The organism is Pseudomonas fluorescens (assembly GCF_902497785.1).
Classification (GTDB): Bacteria; Pseudomonadota; Gammaproteobacteria; order Pseudomonadales; family Pseudomonadaceae; genus Aquipseudomonas; species Aquipseudomonas fluorescens_BO.
Genome location: NZ_CABVHK010000003.1, coordinates 49,758 through 74,733 on the forward strand (window position 1 = coordinate 49,758; position 24,976 = coordinate 74,733).

Consider the following 24,976-nt stretch of genomic DNA (forward strand, 5'->3'; position numbering starts at 1 on the left):
GTATCGCAACACTTATCGCCCGTGACGACTCAACCATTGCCCGGCCAGTACTCGCGCTTTCGCGTCAGCCGTAAACACGGCCTCAAGATCATCCACCGCAACCACCGGCTCCAGATTCAAGACTTCTTCGATGATACTCGCGATTTCCGGATAGCGAACCCGCCCGTCTAGAAACGCCGCGACAGCCACTTCATTAGCGGCATTGAGCATCGCCGGCGCACTGTTGCCGGCTTCAGCAGCCTGCCGCGCCAGGCGCAGACAAGGGAAACGCTCTTCATCGGGCGCCTGGAAGTCCAGACGCGCGATGGCAAACAGGTCCAGCGGTGCAACCCCCGAATCAATCCGCTCTGGCCAGGCCAGGGCATTGGAGATCGGCGTGCGCATGTCCGGATTGCCCAACTGGGCCAATACCGAACCGTCGATGTAGTCGACCAGTGAATGAATGACGCTCTGAGGGTGAATCACCACTTCGACCTGGGACGGCTTGGCGTCAAACAGCCAGCAGGCTTCGATCAACTCGAGCCCTTTGTTCATCATGCTGGCCGAGTCCACCGAAATTTTGCGCCCCATGGACCAGTTCGGATGAGCGCATGCCTGATCAGGAGTGACGTGCATCAGCTCAGCCATCGGTGTCTGCCGGAAAGGACCGCCAGACGCTGTCAGCAAAATCCGACGAACCCCCACCGCACCGAGGCCGCGGGCAAAATCCTGTGGCATGCACTGGAAAATCGCGTTGTGCTCGCTGTCGATCGGCAGCAAAACCGAACCGCTCTTGCGCACGGCCTGCATGAACAATGCACCGGACATCACCAGTGCTTCTTTGTTGGCCAGCAGGATTTTTTTGCCCGCCTCTACCGCCGCCAGCGTCGGGCGCAGACCCGCCGCACCAACGATGGCCGCCATGACGGCATCGACTTCAGGATCGGAAGCGACCTGACACAGCCCCTCCTCCCCCACCAGCACGCGAGTCGACAGACCGGCTGCACGCAAATCATCCTGCAAGCCGCGGGCAGCAGCCTGTTCCGGCACAACGGCGAACTGTGGCGCATGACGGACGCAAAGTGCGAGCAGCTCGCTCAGGCGCGTGAATCCGCTCAGGGCAAACACTTGATAGCGCTCGGGATGCCGGGCGATCACGTCGAGCGTGCTCAAACCGATCGAGCCGGTTGCCCCCAGAACGGTGATCCGCTGTGGGCGGCTCACGGTGCTGCCATCCACAGCAACACGGCAAAGATCGGGATCGCAGCGGTCAGGCTGTCAATTCGATCCAGTACGCCACCGTGACCCGGCAGCAGATTGCTGCTGTCCTTGATCCCGGACTGGCGCTTGAACATGCTTTCGGTGAGGTCACCGACCACCGAAATGAACACGATGATCGCCGCGCCGATCAGCCCCATCAGCATTTGGCCGAAGCTCCAGTCACGCACCATACCGACGATCGCCGTGATCACCAGCGCCAACGCCAATCCGCCGTACACGCCTTCCCAACTCTTGCCGGGACTGACCTGCGGAGCGAGCTTGCGCTTGCCGAATGCGCGACCGGAGAAGTAAGCACCGATATCGGCGCCCCAGACCAACACCATCACCGCCATGATCAGCCAGTTGCCCAAGGGGTACTGTTTGATCTGGACCAGACCTTGCCAGGCCGGCAGCAGGATCAGCAGACCGATCACCAGTTTGCACGCGGCACTGGACCAATGCGCGCTGGAGCGCGGATACGTCAGCACCAGATACGTCGCCACGCCCCACCAGAGCACCGAAGCGCCCAACACCCAGGGCGCAAGGCCCGGCAGGATGTGCATCACAAACAGCATCAGCGCGACCACGGCCGCATAGGCAACGCGAATCGGCTGGGCCGTGAAGCCCGCCAGACGCGCCCATTCCCAGGCGCCAAGCGTCACGACCAGACCAATGAACAGCGCGAAGCCAGAGCCTTCGAGCAGGAAAAACCCGCACAGGGCGATCGGTAGCAGGATCAGTGCAGTGATGATTCGTTGTTTAAGCATTAAACCCGGGCTCCAGCCTCGACCTGCTCGCTCGTTTTACCGAAGCGGCGCTGGCGAGAAGCGAAATCGGCCAGCGCGGTGCGCATGGCGTCGTGTTTGAAGTCCGGCCAGAACAGGTCGGAGAAATACAACTCGGCGTAAGCCAGTTGCCACAGCAGGAAGTTACTGATGCGGTGTTCGCCGCCGGTACGGATGCACAAGTCCGGCAACGGCAGGTCGCCGGTGGCCAGACAGGTTTGCAACAGTTCCGGGGTAATGTCTTCCGGCCGCAGATGCCCGGCCTGAACTTCCCGCGCCAGACGCTGCGCGGCTTGCGCAATATCCCACTGACCGCCGTAGTTGGCAGCGATCTGCAGGACGAAGCGATTGGCGCCGGCCGTCATCGCTTCCGCCTCGCGCATTGCAGCCTGAAGCTCAGGATGGAAGCGCGAACGGTCGCCAATGATGCGCAAACTGATGTTGTTGTCGTTGAGGCGTTTAGCCTCGCGACGCAATGCCTTGAAGAACAGGTCCATCAAGGCACTGACCTCATCGGCCGGGCGCTGCCAGTTCTCGCTGGAGAAGGCAAACAGGGTCAACACTTCGACCTTGGCCTCGGCGCACACCTCAATCACGGCACGAACCGCATCCACACCCGCCTTATGCCCGGCGACACCCGGCATAAAGCGTTTTTTCGCCCAACGATTATTACCATCCATGATGATCGCGACATGGCGCGGCACCGCGGACGGCGCACCCTGCTTGCTCTTTTCCATGAAAACGCGACCCTTATACGGCCATCAGGTCCGCTTCTTTAGCCTTGGTGGCGGTGTCGATATCCGCCTCGGCCTTATCCGTCAGCTTCTGGATATCGGCAGCGGCACGACGCTCCTCGTCTTCGCTGATTTCCTTGTCCTTGACCAGTTTCTTCAGATCACCCAAGGCATCGCGACGAATGTTGCGCACGGCCACACGAGCATCTTCGGCGGCGCTACGCGCCTGCTTGGTAAAGCCTTTGCGGGTCTCTTCGGTCAACGCCGGCATGGAGATCAGCAGCAACTCACCCAGGTTGGTCGGGTTGAGATTAAGACCAGCGCTCTGAATGGCCTTGTCGACAGCCCCCAGCATGTTGCGCTCGAACGCCACGACTTGCAGGGTGCGGGAGTCTTTTACGGTGATGTTGGCCACCTGGGTGATAGAGGTGTCAGTGCCGTAGTACGGCACCATCACGCTACCCAGAATGCTCGGGTGCGCCTTGCCAGTACGAATCTGGCCAAATGCATGGTTCAGAGAATCCAGGGATTTCTGCATGCGCTCTTGAGCGTCTTTCTTGATTTCGTTGATCATTGTTGGCCTTCCTCGATCAGGGTCCCTTCAGCGCCGCCGTGCACGATGTTCAGCAGGGCGCCGGGCTTGTTCATGTTAAATACGCGCAATGGCATCTTGTGGTCGCGGCACAGGCAAATGGCCGTCAGGTCCATCACACCCAGCTTGCGATCCAGCACTTCATCGTAGGTCAGATGATCGAACTTCTCGGCATGCGGGTCTTTGAATGGGTCAGCGGTGTAGACGCCATCGACCTTGGTCGCCTTGAGCACGACATCGGCATCGATTTCGATCGCACGCAAGCAGGCTGCCGAATCCGTGGTGAAGAACGGATTACCGGTACCGGCCGCGAAGATCACGACTTCCTTGGCGTTCAGGTGACGCATGGCTTTGCGGCGGTCGTAGTGATCGGTCACGCCCACCATGGAAATGGCCGACATCACGATCGCCGAGATATTGGCACGTTCCAGCGCGTCGCGCATGGCCAGGGCGTTCATCACAGTGGCCAGCATGCCCATGTGGTCGCCGGTCACCCGATCCATGCCGGCCGCGCTCAGCGCTGCACCGCGGAACAGGTTGCCGCCGCCGATCACCAGACCGACCTGGACACCGATGCCGACCAGTTGGCCGACTTCCAGCGCCATGCGATCCAGAACTTTCGGATCGATCCCGAACTCTTCCGAGCCCATCAGGGCCTCGCCGCTAAGCTTGAGTAGAATGCGTTTATAGCGAGCCTGATAACCACTGCCCTGCTGAGCCATTGCGAATCTCTCCTGCGGCGTATTTTAAAAATTCTTTGCGAGCTGTTTACAGCTGGCGTTCACTCTAGCGTGGCGCTGCTTCAGCGCCATCGGAACATGGCTTTGTAAGCCAGTTCCAAGGGGAAACCAATAAAAATCGGCACCCCATCTGAAAAGAGGCTGCGCGCGTTAGCGGGCAGCCTCTTCAGGGCGACAGTTGAAAAACTGTCTTATTGCTTGGCGGCAGCCAGCTGGGCAGCAACTTCTTCAGCGAAGTTGTCGACCGGCTTCTCGATGCCGTCGCCTACTTTGAAGTAGGTGAAGGAAACGATTTCAGCACCGGCTTTCTTGGCCAGTTCGCCAACCTTGATTTCAGGGTTCTTGACGAACGCCTGCTCAACCAGGCTCGCTTCAGCCAGGAACTTGCTGATACGACCTTTGACCATGTTTTCAACGATGTTTTCCGGCTTGCCGGCGATCTTGTCAGCGTTGAGGGTCAGGAACACGCCTTTCTCGCGCTCGACCGCTTCAGCGGAAACTTCCGATGGCAGCAGGAATTCAGGGTTGGTGGCCGCTACGTGCATAGCGATGTCTTTGGCCAGTTCAACGCTGCCGCCTTTAAGGGCAACCACAACGCCGATCTTGTTACCGTGCAGGTAACCACCAACAACATCACCTTCAACGCGAGCCAGACGACGGATGTTGACGTTTTCGCCAACCTTGCCGACCAGAACCAGGCGATCGGCTTCTTGAGCTTCGATCAGTGGAGCGACGTCAGTCAGTTTGTCAGCAAACGCTTTTTCAACGCTGGAAGCGACAAATGCCTTAAAGTCGTCCTGCAAAGCCAGGAAGTCGGTCTGCGAGTTCACTTCCAGCAGAACAGCGGATTTACCGTCTTCTTTCAGAGCGATGGCGCCTTCAGCAGCCACGTTGCCTGCTTTCTTGGCAGCCTTGATGGCGCCGGAAGCACGCATGTCATCAATGGCTTTTTCGATGTCGCCGCCGGCCTTGGTCAAGGCCTTTTTGCAATCCATCATGCCTTCGCCGGTACGCTCACGCAGTTCTTTGACCAACGCTGCAGTAATCTCTGCCATTTCAAAATCCTCTTGGATAGGTTTTCAACCATTCCACCCGATCAAACGGGCGTTCAATTCTTCCCGAACCACCTTTGTTAGCAGCTGCAAGTTACAAATGCTGTAAATGCGCCACCAGACAAACGGTTTTCGAGGTGGCAAAAAGGGGGCCAAGCCCCCTTTTTGCTTACTGAGTCAACGCCAGGGCGTCAATTACTCAGCTGCAGCTGCCGGAGCTTCTTCAACGAACTGCTCGGCGGCGCCGCCAGCAACGTGGTTGCGGCCACGGATAACAGCGTCAGCCATCGAACCCATGTACAACTGGATAGCGCGGATTGCGTCATCGTTGCCTGGGATGATGTAGTCAACGCCTTCCGGGCTGCTGTTGGTATCGACTACGCCGATAACCGGGATGCCCAGCTTGTTGGCTTCGGTGATCGCGATGCGCTCGTGATCAACGTCGATAACGAACAGTGCGTCTGGCAGACCGCCCATGTCCTTGATACCACCCAGGGAACGATCGAGCTTCTCAAGATCGCGAGTGCGCATCAGCGCTTCTTTCTTGGTCAGCTTGGCGAACGTACCGTCTTCGGCCTGGATTTCAAGGTCACGCAGACGCTTGATGGAAGCACGGATGGTTTTGAAGTTGGTCAGCATGCCGCCCAACCAGCGGTGATCGACGTACGGCGAACCGCAACGTGCTGCTTCTTCAGCAACGATCTTGCCAGCGGAACGCTTGGTGCCGACGAACAGAATCTTGTTTTTGCCCTGGGCCAGGCGCTCTACGAAAGTCAGAGCTTCGTTGAACATTGGCAGGGTTTTTTCAAGGTTGATAATGTGGATCTTGTTACGCGCGCCGAAAATGTACTTACCCATTTTCGGGTTCCAGTAACGGGTCTGGTGACCGAAGTGCACACCGGCCTTCAGCATATCGCGCATGTTGACTTGGGACATGATAGTTCCTTAATAAGTCGGGTTTGGCCTCCACGTATCCCAATGACCAACCAGCAGCATCAGCTGAAGGCACCCAGGTCATCGTGTCGACACGTGTGTGGATTTAAGCCTTTCGGGGTATCCCCGGAAAGCGGCGCATTTTATATCACAAGGCTGCAAAAAACGGAACTCGAATTCTGAATTCCTGGAGCACGCCTTCATTCGCGCCCTTGGAATCGCCCAAGGATGCGCCTATCTATAGAGAGAAGCGATGCACAGAGGCTCAGATTTGCCCTGTTCGTCTGATAGAATCGCGTTTTTCAGGGCGGCGACCATTGATCGCACCTCGCCCATTTCGTTTTAGCGAGCGCCATCGAGCGCAGAGAGAGCCTGTATGACCGTCACCCTCAAAACCCCGGAGGACATCGCAAAAATGCGTGTCGCCGGCAAACTGGCCGCCGACGTGCTGGAAATGATTGCCGAACATGTCAAGCCGGGCATCACCACCGAAGAGCTGGACCGCATCTGCCACGACTACATCGTCAACGTGCAGCAGGCCATCCCTGCCCCGCTCAACTACAAGGGCTACCCGAAGTCGATCTGCACCTCGATCAACCATGTGGTCTGCCACGGCATTCCGAACGAGAAGCCGTTGAAGGATGGCGACACGCTGAACATCGACATCACCGTCATCAAGGACGGTTACCACGGCGACACCAGCCGCATGTTCCACGTCGGCACAGTGCCGGTCTGGGCTGAGCGCCTGTCGCAGATCACTCAGGAATGCATGTACAAGGCCATCGAAATCGTCAAACCCGGCTGCCGCCTGGGCGACATTGGTGAAGTGATCCAGAAGCACGCCGAAAAGAACGGGTTCTCGGTGGTCCGCGAGTTCTGCGGCCACGGCATCGGCAAAGTGTTCCACGAAGAGCCGCAGATCCTGCACTACGGCCGTGCCGGCACCGGCATGGAACTGAAAGCCGGCATGACCTTCACCATCGAACCGATGATCAACCAGGGCAAGGCCGACACCAAGGTGTTGGGCGACGGCTGGACCGCGATTACCAAGGACCGCAAGCTGTCGGCCCAGTGGGAACACACCTTGGTAGTGACCGACACCGGCTACGAGATCTTCACCTTGCGCAGCGATGACACCATCCCGCGCGTTTCGGCCTGATCCGGCCCGCACTGCACTCAGCCTTATAGAAAGGAAAGCCAATCGATGCCGCAGGTGGATCCCGAACTCTTCGACCGTGGCCAGTTCCAGGCTGAACTGGCCCTGAAGGCCAGCCCGATCGCGGCTTTCAAGAAGGCCATCCGCCAGGCGCGCGAGGTGCTTGACGGGCGCTTTCGCAGCGGCCGCGAGATTCGCCGGCTGATCGAGGATCGTGCGTGGTTCGTCGACAACATCCTGCAAAAGGCCTGGGAGCAGTTCGACTGGAGTGAAGACGCCGACATCGCGCTGGTGGCGGTGGGCGGCTACGGTCGCGGCGAGTTGCATCCCTTTTCCGACATCGACTTGCTGATCCTGCTGGACAGTGCCGACCATGAGATCTTTCGCGATTCCATCGAGCGTTTTCTGACGCTGTTGTGGGACATCGGCCTGGAAGTCGGTCAGAGCGTTCGCTCGGTCGACGAATGCGCGGTAGAGGCCCGCGCCGACCTGACGGTGATCACCAACCTGATGGAAAGCCGCACCATCGCCGGCCCCGAGCGCTTGCGCCAACGCATGCTGGAAGTCACCAGCACCGCGCACATGTGGCCGAGCAAGGATTTCTTCCTGGCCAAACGTGCCGAGCAGAAAGCCCGCCATCACAAGTACAACGACACCGAATACAACCTGGAACCCAACGTCAAAGGCTCGCCCGGCGGACTACGGGATATTCAGACGATTCTGTGGGTGGCCCGCCGTGAGTACGGCACGTTGAACCTGCGGGCGCTGGCCGGCGAAGGTTTCCTGGTCGAGAGCGAAAACGCGTTGCTGGCCTCCTCCCAGGAATTCCTGTGGAAGGTGCGTTACGCGCTGCACATGCTCGCCGGCCGTTCCGAAGACCGCCTGCTGTTCGATCACCAGCGTTCGATTGCGACGTTGCTCGGTTTCGAGGGCGATGACGCCAAGCAAGCCATCGAAAATTTCATGCAGCAGTATTACCGGGTGGTCATGAGCATCGCCCAACTCAGCGATCTGATCATTCAGCACTTCGAGGAAGTGATCCTGGCGCCGGAAGATGAAGCGCCGCCGCAGCCGATCAACTCGCGTTTCCAGCTGCACGACGGTTATATCGAGGCACGCAACGACAACGTATTCCTCCGCACGCCATTTGCCATGCTCGAAATTTTCGTGCTGATGGCCCAGCAGCCGGAAATCAAGGGTGTGCGGGCCGACACCATTCGTCTGCTGCGCGAAAACCGTCACTTGATCGATGACGATTTCCGCAACGATATCCGCAACACCAGCCTGTTCATCGAACTGTTCAAGTGCAAGATCGGCATCCACCGCAACCTGCGACGGATGAACCGTTACGGCATTCTCGGGCGCTATCTGCCGGAGTTCGGCTTTATCGTCGGGCAAATGCAGCACGACCTGTTCCACATCTACACGGTCGACGCGCATACCCTGAACCTGATCAAACACCTGCGTAAGTTGCAGTACACGCAAGTGTCGGAAAAATTCCCGTTGGCCAGCAAGCTCATGGGCAAGCTGCCGAAACCCGAGCTGATCTACCTCGCCGGCCTGTATCACGACATTGGCAAGGGGCGACATGGCGATCACTCGGAAATCGGCGCCGTGGATGCCGAAGCGTTTTGCCAGCGCCATCAACTGCCCGTGTGGGACAGCCGGCTGATCGTCTGGCTGGTACAAAACCATCTGGTGATGTCGACCACCGCACAGCGCAAGGATTTGTCCGACCCGCAGGTGATCCACGATTTCGCCCAGGCCGTCGGCGACGAAACCCGCCTCGACTATCTGTATGTGCTGACCGTTGCCGACATCAACGCCACCAACCCGACGCTGTGGAATTCCTGGCGCGCCAGCCTGCTGCGCCAGCTCTACACCGAGACCAAGCGTGCGTTGCGCCGTGGCCTGGAAAACCCGGTGGATCGCGAAATGCAGATCCGTCAGACCCAGAGCGCCGCCCTCGATATTCTGGTGCGCGGCGGCACCGATCCGGATGACGTCGAACAGTTGTGGTCGCAATTGGGCGATGACTATTTCCTGCGCCACACTGCCGGCGATGTGGCCTGGCACACCGACGCAATCCTGCAGCAGCCGGCCGACGGCGGCCCGTTGGTACTGATCAAGGAAACCACCCAGCGCGAATTCGAGGGTGGCACGCAGATCTTCATCTACGCGCCGGATCAGCACGACTTCTTTGCCGTGACCGTGGCCGCGATGGACCAGCTCAATCTGAACATTCACGACGCCCGGGTCATCACATCCAGCAGCCAGTTCACCCTCGACACCTACATCGTGCTCGATACTGACGGCGACTCGATTGGCGATAACCCGGCGCGGGTCAAGCAGATCCGCGAAGGCCTGACCGAAGCGCTGCGCAACCCGGACGACTACCCGACGATCATCCAACGACGCGTGCCGCGCCAGCTCAAGCATTTCGCGTTTGCGCCCCAGGTGACCATTCACAACGACGCCCAGCGCCCGGTGACGGTGCTGGAACTCAGTGCCCCGGATCGCCCGGGCCTGCTGGCACGGATCGGCACGATTTTCCTCGAATTCGATCTGTCGCTGCAAAACGCCAAGATTGCGACCCTCGGCGAACGCGTTGAAGACGTTTTCTTTATTACCGACGCCAACAACCATCCGTTGTCCGACCCGCTGCTGTGCAGTCGTTTGCAGGATGCAATTGTCGAGCAGCTCAGCGTCAGCGCGGAACCGGACATCAAATTGTCGCGAATCAGTATTTGAACAGGCCGGCTCTTTGTAGGAGCGAGCTTGCTCGCGATGAACTAACAAACGCCGCGAGGCATCAGGTGCCCCGCATTTGCGCTGACGACCATCGCGAGCAAGCTCGCTCCTACAGGGACCAGCGTCGCCCCACACCGAACGAGATCTACCGATGAACAACGCTCTGACCCAGCTCCAGCCCTACCCGTTCGAGAAGCTCCGCGCCCTGCTCGGCAGCGTCACACCTAACCCGGACAAGCGACCTATCGCGCTGTCCATCGGCGAGCCGAAGCACCGCTCACCCGGCTTTGTCGCCGAAGCCTTGGCAAGCAACCTGGATCAGATGGCCGTTTACCCGACTACCCTGGGCATTCCGGCCCTGCGTGAAGCCATCGCCGCGTGGTGCGAACGCCGTTTCAACGTCCCGAACGGCTGGCTCGACCCGGCGCGCAACGTGCTGCCGGTGAATGGCACCCGCGAGGCGCTGTTCGCGTTTACCCAGACCGTGGTCAACCGTGGCGACGACGCGCTGGTGGTCAGCCCAAACCCGTTTTATCAAATCTACGAAGGCGCAGCGTTCCTCGCCGGCGCCAAGCCGCATTACCTGCCGTGCCTGGACGAGAACGGTTTCAACCCGGATTTCGATGCCGTTTCCCCGGACATCTGGAAACGCTGCCAGATACTGTTCCTCTGCTCTCCGGGCAACCCGACCGGCGCATTGATCCCGTCCGAAACCCTGAAGAAACTGATCGCCCTCGCCGACGAATATGACTTCGTGATCGCCGCCGACGAATGCTACAGCGAGCTGTACTTCGATGAGCAAACCCCGCCGGCCGGACTGCTCAGCGCCTGCGCGGAACTGGGCCGCAAGGATTTCAAGCGTTGCGTGGTGTTCCACAGCCTGTCCAAGCGCTCCAACCTGCCGGGCCTGCGTTCGGGTTTTGTCGCCGGAGACGCTGAGATCCTCAAAGGCTTCCTGCTCTATCGCACTTATCACGGCTGCGCGATGCCGGTGCAGACTCAACTCGCAAGCGTTGCCGCATGGAATGATGAAGCGCATGTGCGGGCCAACCGTGACTTGTACCGCGAGAAGTACGATGCGGTGCTGGCAATCCTCAGCCCGGTCATGGATGTGCAGCGTCCGGATGGCGGTTTTTACCTGTGGCCGAATGTTGAAGGAGATGACGAGGCGTTCTGCAGGGACTTGTTCGTCGAAGAACATGTGACCGTGGTGCCGGGCTCTTACCTGTCCCGTGAAGTCGATGGGTTCAACCCGGGCGCAGGCCGCGTGCGCCTGGCGCTGGTTGCGCCACTGGCTGAATGTGTCGAAGCGGCAGAACGTATTCGCAGTTTTATTATTCGCCGCAAGTAACTCGAACTTGCCTGCACTGCGCAACGCAGTGCAGGCATTAATAACTCTTTGCAACAACCACTAATGAATACCAACTTTACGCCCGCCCGCACACCCAACTAACCTCCGACCAGAACCTTACCTGACCCACAACTTCAAAGTTCTAACACGGAGAACAATAATGTCTGACACACACCCCTGCAAAATAATCAGCAACTTTGATAGCCAAGCCTCTTATAACGCTGCCATCAGTGAAAGCACTGCCAACAAACAAAACGCTTCCAGCACAGGCAGGCAAAAACGTGGTGTCGCCACCCATACCAAATTCTGGGCTAGCCATAGAACCCTTAAAATCGCGTTCCTTAACCCTCCCTCCGATGCGCACCGTAAAGCGGCCACGGAAGCTATCAAGCAATGGCAGCCTTCCATCAATCTGAGCCTGGAGTTCGCACACGATGCCGAGGGCGACATTAGAATCACAATGGAAGCGCCTTTGAATTATTCGGCCGTGGGCACCGATGCCACCCTGCGCGGGCCTGGCGAAAACACAATGAACATCGGCACCGACCTTACACATCCGGGGTTTGAAAGCGCCGTGTTGCATGAGTTCGGACACGCACTGGGACTGGAACATGAACACCAGCATCCGCACGCCGATATCCCGTGGAACAAACCCCTCGTCTATTACCATTACCTGACTCGCTACAACTGGTCCAAAGAAGAGGTCGACCACAACTTATTCAGAAAACTCGAAACAACAAACACTCGAACTACACCCTACGACACAACATCAATAATGCATTACGCAGTTCCCAACGAATTGACTACAGGCGAATGGTTTGTGGAAAAAAACAAACACATCAGTCAAAACGATCGGAGACTGATGCGTAAAATCTATCCTAAGTAAAAACTCTCCCATAAAAAACATTACACGGACGTATATATGACTAGCGCAGTTTGTTGCCACATCAAAAAACCGGAAGACATTCAAGCTTCTTACGACATTGCTATCGCTGAAAATCCGGCGAATCGGCAAACCTCTGTGACCGGCCGCAAAAAGCGGGCAGCGGGCAAGCACACTTATTTCTGGGCACCCGGTCGAACCTTACGCATTGCATTTCTAAACGGAGATCAAAGTTTCAAGGACGCTGTCAAGGCAGCGGTCAGTATCTGGCAGCCCTACGTAAATCTGAATTTCGAATTCGTAGGAGGCGCAGAAGGTGATATCCGCATCAAGAGTGAAGCAGGCATCTACTGGTCCTACATCGGCACCAACGCCTTGACCGAAACCGATCAGAGCCTCCCGACCATGCGACTCTCACCGGATCACACTCTTTCCTTGAAATTCTTCAATGCCAATACCCTGCACGAATTCGGTCACGTATTGGGTGCAGAACATGAACATCTGCACCCCGAGTCGACCATTCCCTGGAACCGACAGGCAGTCTACGCGGACCATGGAGTGCCGGAGGACGCAGATGAAGACCACGACGCGCGACGCATGGTTGACGAACGCTACTTCAATCTTCTCGATGCCAGTGAAGTTGCTTATTCACCTTACGATCCACTGTCGATCATGCACTACGCCGTGCGCCAGGACTGGACCGAAGGCAACTTCAAGATCGACCTCAACTTTGTTTTAAGCGAAAAAGACAAAGCATTCATGGCGGCGATTTATCCTTTTCCTGCACAACAGTAAATTGAACATCCATTCACGTGATGGCAATTGCTGTGGATATCCCCGAGAGAAAAGCCAAGGCCCGGATTATTTGATGGGCCCCAGATTCGCTTCACTTAAATCCAGCTCCCCCAACACCTCGCGCAATACGTCATCGCCAATTTGGTGATGACGGCTAAGCTTGTACAACTCTAGGCGCTGCGCCTTTAACGCTTTCAAGCGTAAGCGGCGCTCCAGCAAATCCATCTGAAACGCCAGTGCCTGGGCTTCCGCCGAATCGTTGAACACGTCCAGTTGATGGCGGTATTCGGACATGATCCGGGCCTTGAGTTCAATGGCCATCGCCGCCTGAGCCGCGTCCTGAGGATTGACCTCTTCGATCTCTAACGCGTGAATCGCCGCCTCGGCGGTTTTACGCCAGGCATCGCGCACTTCGCCGCGACGCTTGTCATCGGGGCTCTTTTCGATACCGCGCAGTAACAGAGGCAGCGCCACACACGCTGCAATCAACGACAGAAGAATCACACCGGCCGCGATGAATATCAGCAAATCACGCTCGGGAAAGGCCTCACCGCCGATCAATATCGGCACCGACAGCACGCCCGCCAGCGTCACCGCCCCGCGCACACCGCCGACAGTCAGCAGCCAGCAGGATCGCGCCGTCGGTACCTGGGTCATCTGGCTTTTACCGCGCAAGCGCCGCAGCAGAACCGACAAACGCCAGATGCTCTGCACCCACACGAACCGCAACACCAACAGCACCAGGAAAATCGCCACCACGTCGAGGCAACGATAGAGCAGTGTCGGCCACAAGGCGGTTTCATGGCTGGCCACGGCTTTGATGATGTCCGGCAGTTGCAAACCCAGCAGCAGGAAGATCAGGCCGTTGAAAGCAAATTCCAGCAGCGACCAGACGCTGCGGTTGAGCAGTCGGGTGCTGGTCTGGCGCGGCAGCAGGTCGAGCCAGCTCTGCATCATGCCCGCCGCCACGGCAGACAGAATCCCCGAAGCCCCGAGGCGCTCGGCCAGCACATAGGCCGCAAACGGCAGCAGCAACATGAAGACAACGTGCGTCGCCGGGTCATCCCAGCCGCGCGCGATCATCCACGAGCGCAGACGCCCCACCAGCCAGCTCAGCGCGACACCGACCGCGAGGCCGCCGACCGCCACCAACACGAACGTCACACTGGCGTTGGCCAGGGAAAACACCCCGGTTATCGCCGCGGCCAAGGCGAACTTGAACGTCACCAGACCCGAGGCATCATTCATCAGTGCCTCGCCCTGCAGCATGTGCATCAACGGCGTCGGCAAGCGGTTGCGGGAAATCGCCGACACGGCCACGGCATCCGTCGGCGACAACACCGCCGCCAGGGCAAAAGCCACCGGTAGCGGAATACTCGGCAACAACCAATGGATGAAATAGCCGGCGCCGACCACAGTGAACAGCACCAAGCCGACGGCGAGCGTCAGGATCGGGCCGCGCAAACGCCACAGCTCACGCTTGGGCATGCGCCAGCCGTCGGAAAACAGCAGGGGCGGCAGGAACAGAAAAAGAAACAATTCGGGATCCAGCGCCACGTGCAGCCCCAAGGTCGGCCAGGCAAGCAAGGCACCGGCGGCGATTTGGACCAGCGGCAACGGCAGCGGGATCACGCGTCCGACCAGGCGCGAAACGCTGACCAGCATCAAGAGGATCAGGACGGTGTAAGCGGTTTGCATAGAGCGAAGTTCCCGGACAAGCGACAGCATTGAAGTGCCATATTAGTCGCTTAGACTGCTGCCTGACCTTTACACCAATGTCGCACATAGTCACAGCCAGCCAGAAAACCCCTGTGGGAGCGAGCCTGCTCGCGAAGCCGGTGGTTCAGTCAACAATGATGTTGAATGTGACGGCGCCTTCGCGAGCAGGCTCGCTCCCACAGGTTATGCGCGCAACCTGGACGGTCGTGGCATAATCCTTCACCTTTTTTTTCCAGCACCTGTAAAGGGGGCAATTCCTTGACCGTTTCAAGCAAAACGTTGCACCTTTTCGGCATCAAAGCCTGCGACACCATGAAAAAGGCGCGCACCTGGCTCGATGAACACGCTGTTGGTTATGACTTTCATGATTACAAAACGGCCGGAATCGACCGTGAACACCTGACCCAATGGTGCGACGAGCACGGCTGGCAAGTGGTGTTGAACCGTGCAGGCACGACCTTTCGCAAGCTCGACGACGAACGCAAAGCCGATCTCGACCAGCCGAAAGCCATCGAACTGATGCTCGCACAACCCTCGATGATCAAGCGCCCGGTGCTCGATCTCGGTGACCGAACCCTGATTGGCTTCAAGCCAGATATCTACGCAGCAGCGCTGAAGTAAACCTACCCGTTCAATTTTGTTAGAGGTATTTACATGTCTACTACCCCGTTCAGCCTGGCCTTTGGTGTCGGCACTCAAAATCGTCAAGGCGCATGGCTGGAAGTGTTTTACGCGCAGCCACTGCTTAATCCATCGGCTGAATTGATCGCGGCCATCGCGCCGGTACTGGGCTACACCGAAGGCAATCAGGCCATCGCGTTCACCAACGGTCAGGCCTCGCAGCTGGCGGAAGCGGTCAAAGGCGTCGATGCGGCACAGGCGGCCCTGCTGACCCGTCTCGCCGAGAGCCACAAACCGCTGGTGGCGACCATTCTGGCTGAAGACGCGCCACTGACGTCCACCCCTGAGGCTTACCTCAAGTTGCACCTGTTGTCCCATCGTCTGGTCAAGCCCCACGGCCTGAACCTGGCCGGCGTGTTCCCGCTGCTGCCGAACGTGGCTTGGACCAGCCAGGGCGCGATCGACCTGGCCGAACTGGCCGAGCGTCAACTGGAAGCCCGTCTGCGCGGCGACCTGCTGGAAGTGTTCTCGGTGGACAAGTTCCCGAAAATGACCGACTACGTGGTCCCGGCCGGCGTGCGTATCGCTGATGCGGCACGTCTGCGCCTGGGCGCCTACGTGGGCGAAGGCACCACCGTGATGCACGAAGGTTTCATCAACTTCAACGCTGGCACCGAAGGTCCGGGCATGATCGAAGGTCGCGTGTCGGCTGGCGTGTTCGTCGGCAAGGGTTCGGACCTGGGCGGCGGTTGCTCGACCATGGGCACCCTGTCGGGCGGCGGCAACATCGTGATCAAGGTGGGCGAAGGCTGCCTGATCGGCGCCAACGCCGGTATCGGTATTCCGTTGGGCGACCGCAACACCGTTGAGTCGGGCCTGTACGTGACCGCTGGCACCAAAGTCGCGCTGCTGGACGAGCACAACACGCTGGTCAAAGTCGTGAAGGCGCGTGAACTGGCCGGTCAGCCTGACTTGCTGTTCCGTCGCAATTCGGAAACCGGTGCCGTGGAATGCAAAACCCACAAATCGGCGATCGAACTGAACGAAGCGCTGCACGCTCACAACTAAGCCACGTTGACTCTGTGGGAGCCCCTGTGGCGAGGGGATTTATCCCCGTTGGGTCGCGCAGCGCCCTAAAGCCTGCAAGCGCGGTACGTCAGATGCACCGCGCTTGCTGGCTTTACGACTGCTGCGCAGCCGAACGGGGATAAATCCCCTCACCACAAAGGCTCGCTCCCACAGGGGGTCAGGCGTAACTTCACCAGGGCCCGATTGCATGATGATTCCCTCTCCCTGGCGCGCCGATTTCCCGGCCATCGCCGCCCTGCAACGGCAAGACCAGACCTATCTGGACAACGCCGCCACCACGCAAAAACCTCAAGCCCTGCTGGACGCTCTGGCGCATTACTACGCTAACGGCGCGGCCAACGTGCATCGGGCGCAGCACTTGCCCGGCGCCCATGCCACCCAGGCGTTCGAAGACAGCCGCAGTAAAGTCGCCCATTGGCTGAATGCCGGCGATTGCGGGCAGATCATCTTCACGCACGGCGCGACCTCCGCGCTGAACCTCCTGGCCTATGGCCTGGAACACTCATTCAATCCGGGCGATGAGATTGTCATCAGCGCTTTGGAGCATCACGCCAACCTGCTGCCGTGGCAGCAACTGGCCCACCGGCGTCAGCTGAAACTGCGGGTTCTGCCGCTGGATACCGACGGTTTGATCGACCTCGATGCCGCCGCGTCGATGATCGGCCCGCAGACCCGCTTGCTGGCGGTCAGCCAGCTGTCCAACGTGCTCGGCGCCTGGCAACCCTTGCCGGCACTGCTGGCGATGGCCAAGGCTCACGACGCATTGACCGTGGTCGATGGCGCTCAAGGCGTGGTCCATGGACGGCACGACGTGCAGGCGCTGGGTTGCGATTTCTATGTGTTCTCCAGCCACAAACTGTATGGCCCCGACGGCCTGGGTGTGTTGTTCGGCCGTAACGAAGCACTTCAGCACCTGCGCCACTGGCAGTTCGGCGGCGAAATGGTGCTGGATGCCGATTACCAGCACGCCCGCTTCCGCCCGGCCCCGTTGGGGTTTGAAGCCGGCACGCCGCCGATTGCCAGCGTGATTGGCCTCGGTGCGACGCTGGATTACCTCGCCGGCCTCGATCAGGACGCAGTGTCGGTCCACGAGGCCGCCCTGCATGATTACTTGCTCAAAGGCCTGCACGCGCGCAACGGCATCCGGCTGCTGGGCAACCCGCAACTGGCCTTGGCCAGTTTTGTCATCGAGGGTGTGCATAACGCCGATCTGGCGCACCTGCTGACAGAACAGGGCATCGCCGTGCGCGCCGGACATCATTGCGCCATGCCCCTGCTGAAAAGCTTCGGACTGGCCGGGGCAATTCGGGTGTCATTGGCGCTGTACAACGACTCCGAGGATCTGGAGCGTTTCTTTGATGCGCTGGATCAGGCGCTGGAGTTGCTGCGATGAACCTTCCGGCTGATGCCGTCACCGCGCTCGACACCTTTCAGGCTGCCGCTGGCTGGGAACAGCGGGCGCGACTGTTGATGCAATGGGGTGACCGTCTGCCGGCGATGAGCGATGTGGACAAGGTCGACGCCAACCGTGTGCATGGCTGTGAAAGTCAGGTGTGGCTGGTGGCCGCGTTGCAGGACGGTCTCTGGCAATTCACCGCGAGCAGCGATGCGCGAATGATTCGCGGGTTGGTGGCGTTGTTGTTGGCGCGGGTGAACGGGTTGTCGGCGGTTGAGTTGCAGGCGGTAGATTTGCCGGGGTGGTTTGATCAGCTTGGATTAAGCCGGCAGCTGTCGCCATCGCGCAGCAATGGCCTTAATGCCGTGTTACAGCGGATGCGGAGCCTCAGCGACGCGTAGGAGCTGCCGAAGGCTGCGATCTTTTGATGTCGATTCTCAAGATCAAAAGATCGCAGCCTTCGGCAGCTCCTACGAGGGTCAGCTTTTGATTTTGTCTGCCGGGCGCCGAACGCCCGCCACAATCTTGTCCACAGCCTTGGTCGCCGCGACCATGCCGAAGGTCGCTGTAACCATCATCACCGCGCCAAACCCGCCGGCGCAGTCCAGTTTCACGCCATCGCCGACAAAACTCTTCTGCAGGCAAATGCTGCCATCCGGTTTCGGGTAACGCAGCTGCTCGGTCGAAAACACGCACGGCACGCTGTAGTGACGGGTGACGGTGCGGGAGAAGTTGTAATCACGGCGCAGGGTCGAGCGCACTTTCGAGGCCAGTGGATCGTTGAACGTTCGGTTCAAGTCACAGACCTGAATCAGCGTCGGATCGATCTGCCCGCCCGCCCCGCCGGTGGTGATGATCTGAATCTTGCGACGCTTGCACCAGGCGATCAGCGCCGCTTTGGCGTTGACGCTGTCGATGCAGTCGATCACGCAGTCGATGTTTGGCGTGATGTATTCGGCCATGGTCTCGCGGGTAACGAAATCGGCCACCGCGTGCACGGTGCAATCCGGGTTGATTCCGCGCAGGCGCTCGGCCATCACCTCGACCTTGGGTTTGCCGACGGTGCTGTCCAGCGCATGCAACTGGCGATTGGCGTTGCTGACGCAGACGTCATCCAGGTCGAACAGCGAAATCTCGCCAACACCGCAGCGGGCGACGGCTTCGGCCGCCCAGGAACCGACGCCGCCGACGCCGACGATCGCCACATGCGCCGCGCGCAGGCGCTCAAGCCCTTCGATGCCATACAAACGGGCGATGCCTGCAAACCGCGGATCTTCTGTGCTCATGACCATTACCCTAAAAACCGGCGCGCATTATAGGGCCACACCGCCACAAGATCTAAGCTACATACGACAAGTGTAAGAACTTATGTGAAACGGAATTGCCCAACGTCCGGCATTTCCCTGTCCGCTGTACGGTCAGGGAGGCCCGGTGTAGGATGCGCGCCCCTTGGCGAACTGCCGACCGTTCCTTCGTTCCACAGCCTTTGGAACCCGAAATAGCTATGTCATCGCGTAAATTTGGACTCAACCTGGTCGTGGTGCTCGCCATCGCAGCCTTGTTTACCGGCTTCTGGGCGCTGATCAATCGCCCGGTCACTGCCCCCAATTGGCCTGAGCAAATCTCCGGGTTCTCGTACTCGCCGTTCCAGCAAGGCCAGTACCCGCAGAAAGAGCAGTACCCGACCGACGATGAAATGCGTCGCGATCTGGAGATCATGAGCAAGCTGACGGACAACATCCGCACTTACTCGGTCGATGGCACCTTGGGGGACATTCCCAAGCTGGCCGAAGAGTTCGGCCTGCGGGTGACGCTGGGTATCTGGATCAGCCCGGACCTGGAGCGCAATGAGCGGGAAATCACCCGCGCCATCGAAATTGCCAATTCCTCGCGCAGCGTAGTGCGCGTAGTTGTAGGCAACGAGGCGATCTTCCGTAAGGAAATTACCGCCGCTGAACTCAGCGTGCTCCTCGATCGCGTCCGTGCTGGCGTGAAGGTGCCGGTGACCACGTCCGAGCAGTGGCACGTCTGGGAAGAGCATCCGGAACTGGCCAAACACGTCGACCTGATTGCCGCGCACGTGTTGCCGTATTGGGAATTCATCCCGGTGGACAAGGCCGGTCAGTTCGTTCTCGACCGCGCCCGCGACCTGAAAAAAATGTTCCCGAAAAAACCGCTGCTGCTCTCGGAGGTTGGCTGGCCGAGCAACGGGCGCATGCGTGGCGGCACCGATTCGAGCCCGGCGGACCAGGCGATCTACCTGCGCACACTGGTCAACAAGCTCAACCGCCAAGGCTTCAACTACTTTGTGATCGAAGCCTTCGACCAGCCGTGGAAGGCCAGTGACGAAGGTTCGGTGGGCGCGTACTGGGGCGTGTTCAACGCCGCGCGCCAGCAGAAATTCAATTTCGAAGGCCCGGTCGTCGCGATCCCGCAATGGCGCGTGCTGGCTATCGGCTCAGTCGTGCTGGCATTGCTCTCCCTGACCCTGCTGATGATCGATGGCTCGGCCCTGCGCCAACGCGGCCGCACCTTCCTGACCTTTATCGCGTTCCTCTGCGGTTCGGTGCTGGTGTGGATCGGCTATGACTACAGCCAGCAATACAGCACCTGGTTCAGTTTGACCGTAGGGTTTCTCCTCGCCCTCGGCGCACTCGGGGTGTTTATCGTACTGCTGACCGAGGCCCATGAACTGGCGGAAGCAGTCTGGACTCACAAGCGTCGGCGTGAATTCCTGCCGGTGGTTGGGGATTCGGACTACAGACCGAAAGTCTCCATACACGTCCCTTGTTACAACGAGCCACCGGAGATGGTCAAACAGACCCTCAATGCCCTGGCCAACCTCGACTATCCGGACTTTGAAGTCCTGATCATCGACAACAACACCAAGGACCCGGCGGTTTGGGAACCGGTTCGCGATTATTGCGAAACCCTCGGTCCGCGCTTCAAGTTCTTCCACGTCGCGCCATTGGCCGGTTTCAAGGGCGGCGCGCTGAATTACCTGATTCCGCACACCGCCAAGGATGCCGAGGTGATTGCGGTGATCGACTCGGATTACTGTGTCGACCCGAACTGGCTCAAGCACATGGTGCCGCACTTCGCCGATCCGAAAATTGCCGTGGTGCAGTCGCCGCAGGATTATCGCGACCAGAACGAAAGCACCTTCAAGAAGCTCTGCTACGCCGAATACAAAGGTTTCTTCCACATCGGCATGGTCACCCGGAACGACCGTGATGCGATCATCCAGCACGGCACCATGACCATGACCCGGCGTTCGGTGCTCGAGGAACTCGGTTGGGCTGACTGGTGCATCTGCGAAGACGCCGAGTTGGGCCTGCGCGTGTTCGAGAAAGGGCTGTCGGCGGCGTATTACCACACCAGCTACGGCAAGGGCCTGATGCCCGATACCTTTATCGACTTCAAGAAACAGCGGTTCCGCTGGGCCTACGGTGCGATCCAGATCATCAAGCGTCACACCGCCAGCTTGCTGCGCGGCAAGGACACCGAGCTGACCCGTGGCCAGCGTTATCACTTCCTCGCGGGCTGGTTGCCGTGGGTTGCCGATGGCATGAACATTTTCTTCACGGTCGGCGCACTGTTGTGGTCGGCGGCAATGATCATCGTGCCGCAGCGGGTCGATCCGCCGTTGCTGATTTTCGCAATCCCGCCGTTGGCGCTGTTCGTGTTCAAGGTCGGCAAGATCATCTTCCTCTACCGTCGCGCGGTGGGCGTGAACCTCAAGGATGCGTTTTGCGCGGCTCTCGCCGGACTGGCGTTGTCGCACACCATCGCCAAAGCGGTGCTGTACGGCTTCTTCACCAGCAGCATTCCGTTCTTCCGCACGCCGAAAAACGCCGATAACCACGGTTTCTGGGTGGCGATTTCGGAGGCCCGTGAAGAGGTGTTCATCATGCTGCTGTTGTGGGGCGCGGCGGGCGGGATCTGCCTGGTGCAGGGCCTGCCGAGCAACGACATCCGTTTCTGGGTGACCATGTTGCTGGTGCAATCGCTGCCGTACCTGGCGGCGCTGATCATGGCGTTCCTGTCTTCGCTGCCCAAACCGGTGGTCGAGGCGGAAACGGCAACCGCATAGTCTGTATTTGGATAACGTTAAACGGCGGCCTTCGGGTCGCCGTTTTGCTTTAGAATGATCGCCCTTTCCACTGTAGGAGCTGCCGAAGGCTGCGATCTTTTGATCTTGAAGATCGAGAGATCGCAGCCTTCGGCAGTTCCTACAGGTTTACCGTGCGCACTCCGGAGTTTTTTCATGACGGCCCACGCCGACCTTTCGCCGACCCTTCAACTTGCCATCGACCTGATCCGCCGTCCGTCTGTGACGCCGGTCGACGCCGATTGCCAGAAGCAGATGATGCAGCGCCTGGGCGATGCCGGTTTCCAACTCGAGCCGATGCGCATCGAGGATGTGGATAACTTCTGGGCGACCCACGGCAAACACGACGGTCCGGTGCTGTGCTTTGCCGGTCACACCGACGTGGTGCCGACCGGTCCGGTGACCGCCTGGCAGATCGACCCGTTCAACGCGCTGATCGACGAACACGGCATGCTCTGCGGCCGTGGCGCGGCGGACATGAAGGGCAGCCTCGCGTCCATGACCGTGGCTGCCGAACGCTTCGTCGCCGACTACCCCGATCACAAGGGCAAGGTCGCCTTCCTGATCACCAGCGACGAAGAAGGCCCGGCGCATCACGGCACCAAGGCTGTGATTGAGCGCCTCGCCGCGCGTAAAGAGCGTCTGGACTGGTGCATCGTCGGCGAACCGTCGAGCACCACGCTGGTGGGCGATGTGGTCAAGAACGGCCGTCGCGGTTCCCTCGGCGCCCGGCTGACCGTACACGGTGTACAGGGCCATGTGGCCTATCCGCACCTCGCGAAGAACCCGATCCACCTGGCCGCCCCGGCACTGGCCGAACTGGCCGCCGAGCATTGGGACCACGGCAACGATTTCTTCCCGCCGACCAGTTTCCAGATTTCCAACGTGAATTCCGGCACGGGCGCGACCAACGTGATCCCGGGCGATCTGGTGGCGGTGTTCAACTTCCGCTTCTCCACCGAGTCCACCGTCGAAGGCCTGCAAAAGCGCGTCGCCGATATTCTCGACAAGCATGGCCTGGACTGGCACATCGACTGGGCGCTGTCCGGCCTGCCGTTCCTTACCGAGCCGGGCGCCTTGCTGGATGCCGTGGCGTCAAGCATCAAGGACATCACCGGTCGCGAGACCAAAGCCTCCACCAGTGGCGGCACCTCCGACGGGCGCTTCATCGCGACCATGGGTACACAAGTGGTTGAACTGGGCCCGGTCAACGCGACGATTCACCAGGTCAACGAGCGGGTCCTGGCTGCAGATCTCGACGTGCTGACCGAAATCTACTACCAGACCCTGATCAAGTTGCTCGCCTGATGCTCGCCTGCCCGATCTGCAGCGAACCGCTGAACGCGGTGGACAACGGCGTGGCCTGCCCCGCCGGGCATCGCTTCGACCGTGCGCGCCAGGGTTACCTGAACCTGTTGCCGGTGCAGCACAAAAACAGTCGCGACCCTGGGGATAACCTGGCGATGGTCGAAGCCCGTCGCGACTTTCTGAACGCTGGTCATTACGCGCCAGTGGCCAAGCGCCTGGCGGAGCTGGCGACCGAATACGCACCCCAGCGCTGGCTCGACATCGGTTGTGGCGAGGGTTATTACACCGCGCAAATCGCCGAGGCCCTGCCGAACGCCGAGGGTTACGCGCTGGATATTTCCCGGGAAGCGGTCAAGCGCGCCTGCAAACGCAACCCGCAGCTGACCTGGTTGATCGCCAGCATGGCGCGAGTGCCGTTGGCGTCGGGCAGCTGCCAGTTTCTCGCCAGTGTGTTCAGCCCGCTGGATTGGGAAGAAGCCAAGCGCTTGCTCAGCGTCGGCGGCGGCTTGATGAAAGTCGGGCCGACCAGCGGCCACCTGATGGAATTGCGCGAACGCCTGTACGATGAAGTCCGTGAGTACACCGACGACAAGCACTTGGCGCTGGTACCACAAGGCATGGCGCTGCAACACAGCGAAACCCTGGAGTTCAAACTGACGCTTGTCAGCGGTCAGGATCGCGCCAACCTGTTGGCCATGACGCCCCACGGCTGGCGCGCCAGTGCAGAACGCCGGGCGGCGGTCATCGACCAGGTCGAACCCTTCGAAGTCACTGTTTCAATGCGCTACGATTATTTCGTACTGCAGTAGTTGATAGAGAGCACTCTTAATTTTTGGTCTCGAGCAACAGCTCGACGCCGGCTAAATCCGCGAATGGATTTTTCAGACCCGCAGTGAGGACATCCATGCGCCAACCCGATATCGAGATTTACCTGAAAGACGCCGACGTCGATTACAAGGCTGTTGCGGCCTGGCTCGGCGAAGCGTTGGGCCCTTGCACCGACTGGGTTCAGAAAGGCCAGACCTACAAGTGCAAGGCCGGCAACGTGCCGGTGACCTGGCTGCCGAAAGCCGTAGGAAAGTGGAACAGCCTGTACCTGGAAAGTGACCAGACTCCGTGGGAAGACGACATCGCCTGCGCCCGCGCTGCGTTTGCTGCGCTGAACGTCGAAGTGCGTTGCGCACCGGGAAGCTGGGTCGAGGAAGAAGGTGAAGAGACCGCGGACCGCTGGATGCGCATCAGCGCCGATGGCGAAGAAGAGATCATCTGGAAAACCGCTTAAAGACGATACACAAAACCTGTGGGAGCGAGCTTGCTCGCGATGGGGTCTTGTCAGTCGACATCAACTTGGCTGACACACCGCAATCGCGAGCAAGCTCGCTCCCACAGTTGTTTGGTGTGAGGCATGAAACGGGTTTACAACCCCACCACATCCTCAGCCTGCAACCCCTTCTCCCCCGTCACCACCGCATATTCGACCTGCTGCCCCTCAGCCAGTGAGCGATGCCCTTCACCGCGAATGGCGCGGTAGTGCACGAACACGTCCACCCCGTCCTCGCGTTGAATAAAGCCGTAGCCCTTGGCGTCGTTGAACCACTTCACATTGCCGGTTTCGCGCGTTGCCATGAATCGTCACCCCTTGTTCTTATTGTTGAGCGGCCGAGTATATGACAGGCATGCAAACACTCAATACAACTTTACTTAAGCGCTTTTTTGCCGAT

At 59.4% G+C, this 24,976-nt stretch carries 23 protein-coding genes; 13 read left to right on the forward strand and 10 right to left on the reverse strand.

Annotated features, from left to right (window positions below; translation table 11 throughout):
- Positions 1 to 12: 12 nt before the first annotated feature.
- From ispC to rpsB, 7 genes are all read right to left on the reverse strand, one after another.
- Positions 13 to 1,203: a 1-deoxy-D-xylulose-5-phosphate reductoisomerase gene (gene ispC / locus F8N62_RS05255; protein ID WP_150709953.1), complete on the reverse strand. Its 1,191-nt coding sequence runs from the start codon at positions 1,201 to 1,203 to the stop codon at positions 13 to 15.
- Positions 1,200 to 2,006 carry a phosphatidate cytidylyltransferase gene (locus F8N62_RS05260; protein WP_150709954.1) on the reverse strand — a complete coding sequence of 269 codons (807 nt, stop codon included), beginning with the start codon at positions 2,004 to 2,006 and terminating at the stop codon, positions 1,200 to 1,202. Before F8N62_RS05260 ends, ispC begins: the two co-directional genes overlap by 4 nt.
- The gene (uppS, locus tag F8N62_RS05265; protein WP_150709955.1) at positions 2,006 to 2,761 is read right to left on the reverse strand and encodes a polyprenyl diphosphate synthase; all 756 of its coding nucleotides are present in this window, start codon (positions 2,759 to 2,761) and stop codon (positions 2,006 to 2,008) included. Before uppS ends, F8N62_RS05260 begins: the two co-directional genes overlap by 1 nt.
- 13 nt (positions 2,762 to 2,774) lie before the next feature.
- Positions 2,775 to 3,332: a ribosome recycling factor gene (gene frr / locus F8N62_RS05270; protein ID WP_150709956.1), complete on the reverse strand. Its 558-nt coding sequence runs from the start codon at positions 3,330 to 3,332 to the stop codon at positions 2,775 to 2,777.
- Positions 3,329 to 4,072 (reverse strand): UMP kinase, encoded by a 744-nt coding sequence (gene pyrH / locus F8N62_RS05275; protein ID WP_003172271.1) that lies wholly within the window; start codon positions 4,070 to 4,072, stop codon positions 3,329 to 3,331. The genes frr and pyrH overlap by 4 nt, the downstream gene beginning before the upstream one ends.
- A 209-nt stretch (positions 4,073 to 4,281) precedes the next feature.
- Positions 4,282 to 5,145, reverse strand: a complete 864-nt coding sequence (gene tsf, locus F8N62_RS05280; protein ID WP_150709957.1) for a translation elongation factor Ts — start codon at positions 5,143 to 5,145, stop codon at positions 4,282 to 4,284.
- A gap of 192 nt (positions 5,146 to 5,337) precedes the next feature.
- Positions 5,338 to 6,078, reverse strand: a complete 741-nt coding sequence (gene rpsB / locus F8N62_RS05285; RefSeq protein ID WP_150709958.1) for a 30S ribosomal protein S2 — start codon at positions 6,076 to 6,078, stop codon at positions 5,338 to 5,340.
- A gap of 373 nt (positions 6,079 to 6,451) precedes the next feature.
- Between rpsB and map the strand changes: the two genes are divergently transcribed.
- From map to F8N62_RS05310, 5 genes are all read left to right on the forward strand, one after another.
- Complete coding sequence (gene map / locus F8N62_RS05290) at positions 6,452 to 7,234, forward strand: type I methionyl aminopeptidase (RefSeq protein ID WP_150709959.1); 783 nt, start codon at positions 6,452 to 6,454, stop codon at positions 7,232 to 7,234.
- A 45-nt stretch (positions 7,235 to 7,279) separates the two neighbouring features.
- A complete protein-coding gene (locus F8N62_RS05295) occupies positions 7,280 to 9,982 on the forward strand; it encodes a [protein-PII] uridylyltransferase (protein ID WP_150709960.1) in 2,703 nt (900 codons plus the stop codon).
- A gap of 151 nt (positions 9,983 to 10,133) precedes the next feature.
- Entirely contained in the window at positions 10,134 to 11,333 is a 1,200-nt protein-coding gene (gene dapC, locus F8N62_RS05300; protein WP_150709961.1) for a succinyldiaminopimelate transaminase, read from the forward strand.
- 160 nt (positions 11,334 to 11,493) lie between these two features.
- Positions 11,494 to 12,219, forward strand: coding sequence for a M12 family metallopeptidase (locus F8N62_RS05305; protein ID WP_150709962.1), 726 nt, complete (start codon positions 11,494 to 11,496; stop codon positions 12,217 to 12,219).
- Between the two features lie 36 nt (positions 12,220 to 12,255).
- Positions 12,256 to 13,011 (forward strand): hypothetical protein, encoded by a 756-nt coding sequence (locus tag F8N62_RS05310; protein WP_150709963.1) that lies wholly within the window; start codon positions 12,256 to 12,258, stop codon positions 13,009 to 13,011.
- Between the two features lie 66 nt (positions 13,012 to 13,077).
- Here F8N62_RS05310 and F8N62_RS05315 read toward each other — a convergent pair whose 3' ends face one another.
- Positions 13,078 to 14,709, reverse strand: a complete 1,632-nt coding sequence (locus F8N62_RS05315) for a Na+/H+ antiporter (RefSeq protein WP_150709964.1) — start codon at positions 14,707 to 14,709, stop codon at positions 13,078 to 13,080.
- Between the two features lie 279 nt (positions 14,710 to 14,988).
- Between F8N62_RS05315 and F8N62_RS05320 the strand changes: the two genes are divergently transcribed.
- The 4 genes from F8N62_RS05320 to F8N62_RS05335 all read left to right on the forward strand — a co-directional run bounded on the left by F8N62_RS05320 (position 14,989) and on the right by F8N62_RS05335 (position 18,237).
- Positions 14,989 to 15,351 (forward strand): ArsC family reductase, encoded by a 363-nt coding sequence (locus F8N62_RS05320; RefSeq protein WP_150709965.1) that lies wholly within the window; start codon positions 14,989 to 14,991, stop codon positions 15,349 to 15,351.
- A 33-nt stretch (positions 15,352 to 15,384) separates the two neighbouring features.
- Complete coding sequence (dapD, locus tag F8N62_RS05325; RefSeq protein WP_150709966.1) at positions 15,385 to 16,419, forward strand: 2,3,4,5-tetrahydropyridine-2,6-dicarboxylate N-succinyltransferase; 1,035 nt, start codon at positions 15,385 to 15,387, stop codon at positions 16,417 to 16,419.
- 208 nt (positions 16,420 to 16,627) lie between these two features.
- Positions 16,628 to 17,833, forward strand: a complete 1,206-nt coding sequence (locus F8N62_RS05330; protein WP_150709967.1) for an aminotransferase class V-fold PLP-dependent enzyme — start codon at positions 16,628 to 16,630, stop codon at positions 17,831 to 17,833.
- On the forward strand, positions 17,830 to 18,237 hold the full coding sequence (locus F8N62_RS05335) for a SufE family protein (protein ID WP_150709968.1): 408 nt from the start codon (positions 17,830 to 17,832) through the stop codon (positions 18,235 to 18,237). Before F8N62_RS05330 ends, F8N62_RS05335 begins: the two co-directional genes overlap by 4 nt.
- Positions 18,238 to 18,315: 78 nt before the next feature.
- Here the strand turns inward: F8N62_RS05335 and tcdA are convergent, their stop codons facing one another.
- Positions 18,316 to 19,128: a tRNA cyclic N6-threonylcarbamoyladenosine(37) synthase TcdA gene (gene tcdA / locus F8N62_RS05340; protein ID WP_150709969.1), complete on the reverse strand. Its 813-nt coding sequence runs from the start codon at positions 19,126 to 19,128 to the stop codon at positions 18,316 to 18,318.
- Positions 19,129 to 19,340: 212 nt separating this feature from the next.
- Here tcdA and F8N62_RS05345 point away from each other — a divergent pair, with 212 nt between their 5' ends.
- From F8N62_RS05345 to F8N62_RS05360, 4 genes are all read left to right on the forward strand, one after another.
- Complete coding sequence (locus F8N62_RS05345; RefSeq protein WP_150709970.1) at positions 19,341 to 21,929, forward strand: glycosyltransferase; 2,589 nt, start codon at positions 19,341 to 19,343, stop codon at positions 21,927 to 21,929.
- A 174-nt stretch (positions 21,930 to 22,103) separates the two neighbouring features.
- Entirely contained in the window at positions 22,104 to 23,255 is a 1,152-nt protein-coding gene (gene dapE, locus F8N62_RS05350) for a succinyl-diaminopimelate desuccinylase (protein ID WP_150709971.1), read from the forward strand.
- A complete protein-coding gene (locus F8N62_RS05355; protein ID WP_150709972.1) occupies positions 23,255 to 24,064 on the forward strand; it encodes a putative RNA methyltransferase in 810 nt (269 codons plus the stop codon). The genes dapE and F8N62_RS05355 overlap by 1 nt, the downstream gene beginning before the upstream one ends.
- A 95-nt stretch (positions 24,065 to 24,159) precedes the next feature.
- The gene (locus F8N62_RS05360) at positions 24,160 to 24,537 is read left to right on the forward strand and encodes a hypothetical protein (protein ID WP_150709973.1); all 378 of its coding nucleotides are present in this window, start codon (positions 24,160 to 24,162) and stop codon (positions 24,535 to 24,537) included.
- A gap of 134 nt (positions 24,538 to 24,671) precedes the next feature.
- On the opposite strand, the gene F8N62_RS05365 is transcribed toward F8N62_RS05360, so the two are convergent.
- Complete coding sequence (locus tag F8N62_RS05365) at positions 24,672 to 24,881, reverse strand: cold-shock protein (RefSeq protein ID WP_010462862.1); 210 nt, start codon at positions 24,879 to 24,881, stop codon at positions 24,672 to 24,674.
- Positions 24,882 to 24,976 lie beyond the last annotated feature (95 nt).

What these genes read in the sequence shown, in the direction of transcription:
- F8N62_RS05260 (WP_150709954.1), bottom strand. Translation starts at nt 2,006, where the DNA reads ATGCTTAAACAACGAATCATCACTGCACTGATCCTGCTACCGATCGCC.
- uppS (WP_150709955.1), bottom strand. Translation starts at nt 2,761, where the DNA reads ATGGAAAAGAGCAAGCAGGGTGCGCCGTCCGCGGTGCCGCGCCATGTC.
- frr (WP_150709956.1), bottom strand. Translation starts at nt 3,332, where the DNA reads ATGATCAACGAAATCAAGAAAGACGCTCAAGAGCGCATGCAGAAATCC.
- pyrH (WP_003172271.1), bottom strand. Translation starts at nt 4,072, where the DNA reads ATGGCTCAGCAGGGCAGTGGTTATCAGGCTCGCTATAAACGCATTCTA.
- tsf (WP_150709957.1), bottom strand. Translation starts at nt 5,145, where the DNA reads ATGGCAGAGATTACTGCAGCGTTGGTCAAAGAACTGCGTGAGCGTACC.
- rpsB (WP_150709958.1), bottom strand. Translation starts at nt 6,078, where the DNA reads ATGTCCCAAGTCAACATGCGCGATATGCTGAAGGCCGGTGTGCACTTC.
- map (WP_150709959.1), top strand. Translation starts at nt 6,452, where the DNA reads ATGACCGTCACCCTCAAAACCCCGGAGGACATCGCAAAAATGCGTGTC.
- F8N62_RS05295 (WP_150709960.1), top strand. Translation starts at nt 7,280, where the DNA reads ATGCCGCAGGTGGATCCCGAACTCTTCGACCGTGGCCAGTTCCAGGCT.
- dapC (WP_150709961.1), top strand. Translation starts at nt 10,134, where the DNA reads ATGAACAACGCTCTGACCCAGCTCCAGCCCTACCCGTTCGAGAAGCTC.
- F8N62_RS05305 (WP_150709962.1), top strand. Translation starts at nt 11,494, where the DNA reads ATGTCTGACACACACCCCTGCAAAATAATCAGCAACTTTGATAGCCAA.
- F8N62_RS05310 (WP_150709963.1), top strand. Translation starts at nt 12,256, where the DNA reads ATGACTAGCGCAGTTTGTTGCCACATCAAAAAACCGGAAGACATTCAA.
- F8N62_RS05315 (WP_150709964.1), bottom strand. Translation starts at nt 14,709, where the DNA reads ATGCAAACCGCTTACACCGTCCTGATCCTCTTGATGCTGGTCAGCGTT.
- dapD (WP_150709966.1), top strand. Translation starts at nt 15,385, where the DNA reads ATGTCTACTACCCCGTTCAGCCTGGCCTTTGGTGTCGGCACTCAAAAT.
- F8N62_RS05330 (WP_150709967.1), top strand. Translation starts at nt 16,628, where the DNA reads ATGATGATTCCCTCTCCCTGGCGCGCCGATTTCCCGGCCATCGCCGCC.
- F8N62_RS05335 (WP_150709968.1), top strand. Translation starts at nt 17,830, where the DNA reads ATGAACCTTCCGGCTGATGCCGTCACCGCGCTCGACACCTTTCAGGCT.
- tcdA (WP_150709969.1), bottom strand. Translation starts at nt 19,128, where the DNA reads ATGGTCATGAGCACAGAAGATCCGCGGTTTGCAGGCATCGCCCGTTTG.
- F8N62_RS05345 (WP_150709970.1), top strand. Translation starts at nt 19,341, where the DNA reads ATGTCATCGCGTAAATTTGGACTCAACCTGGTCGTGGTGCTCGCCATC.
- dapE (WP_150709971.1), top strand. Translation starts at nt 22,104, where the DNA reads ATGACGGCCCACGCCGACCTTTCGCCGACCCTTCAACTTGCCATCGAC.
- F8N62_RS05355 (WP_150709972.1), top strand. Translation starts at nt 23,255, where the DNA reads ATGCTCGCCTGCCCGATCTGCAGCGAACCGCTGAACGCGGTGGACAAC.
- F8N62_RS05360 (WP_150709973.1), top strand. Translation starts at nt 24,160, where the DNA reads ATGCGCCAACCCGATATCGAGATTTACCTGAAAGACGCCGACGTCGAT.
- F8N62_RS05365 (WP_010462862.1), bottom strand. Translation starts at nt 24,881, where the DNA reads ATGGCAACGCGCGAAACCGGCAATGTGAAGTGGTTCAACGACGCCAAG.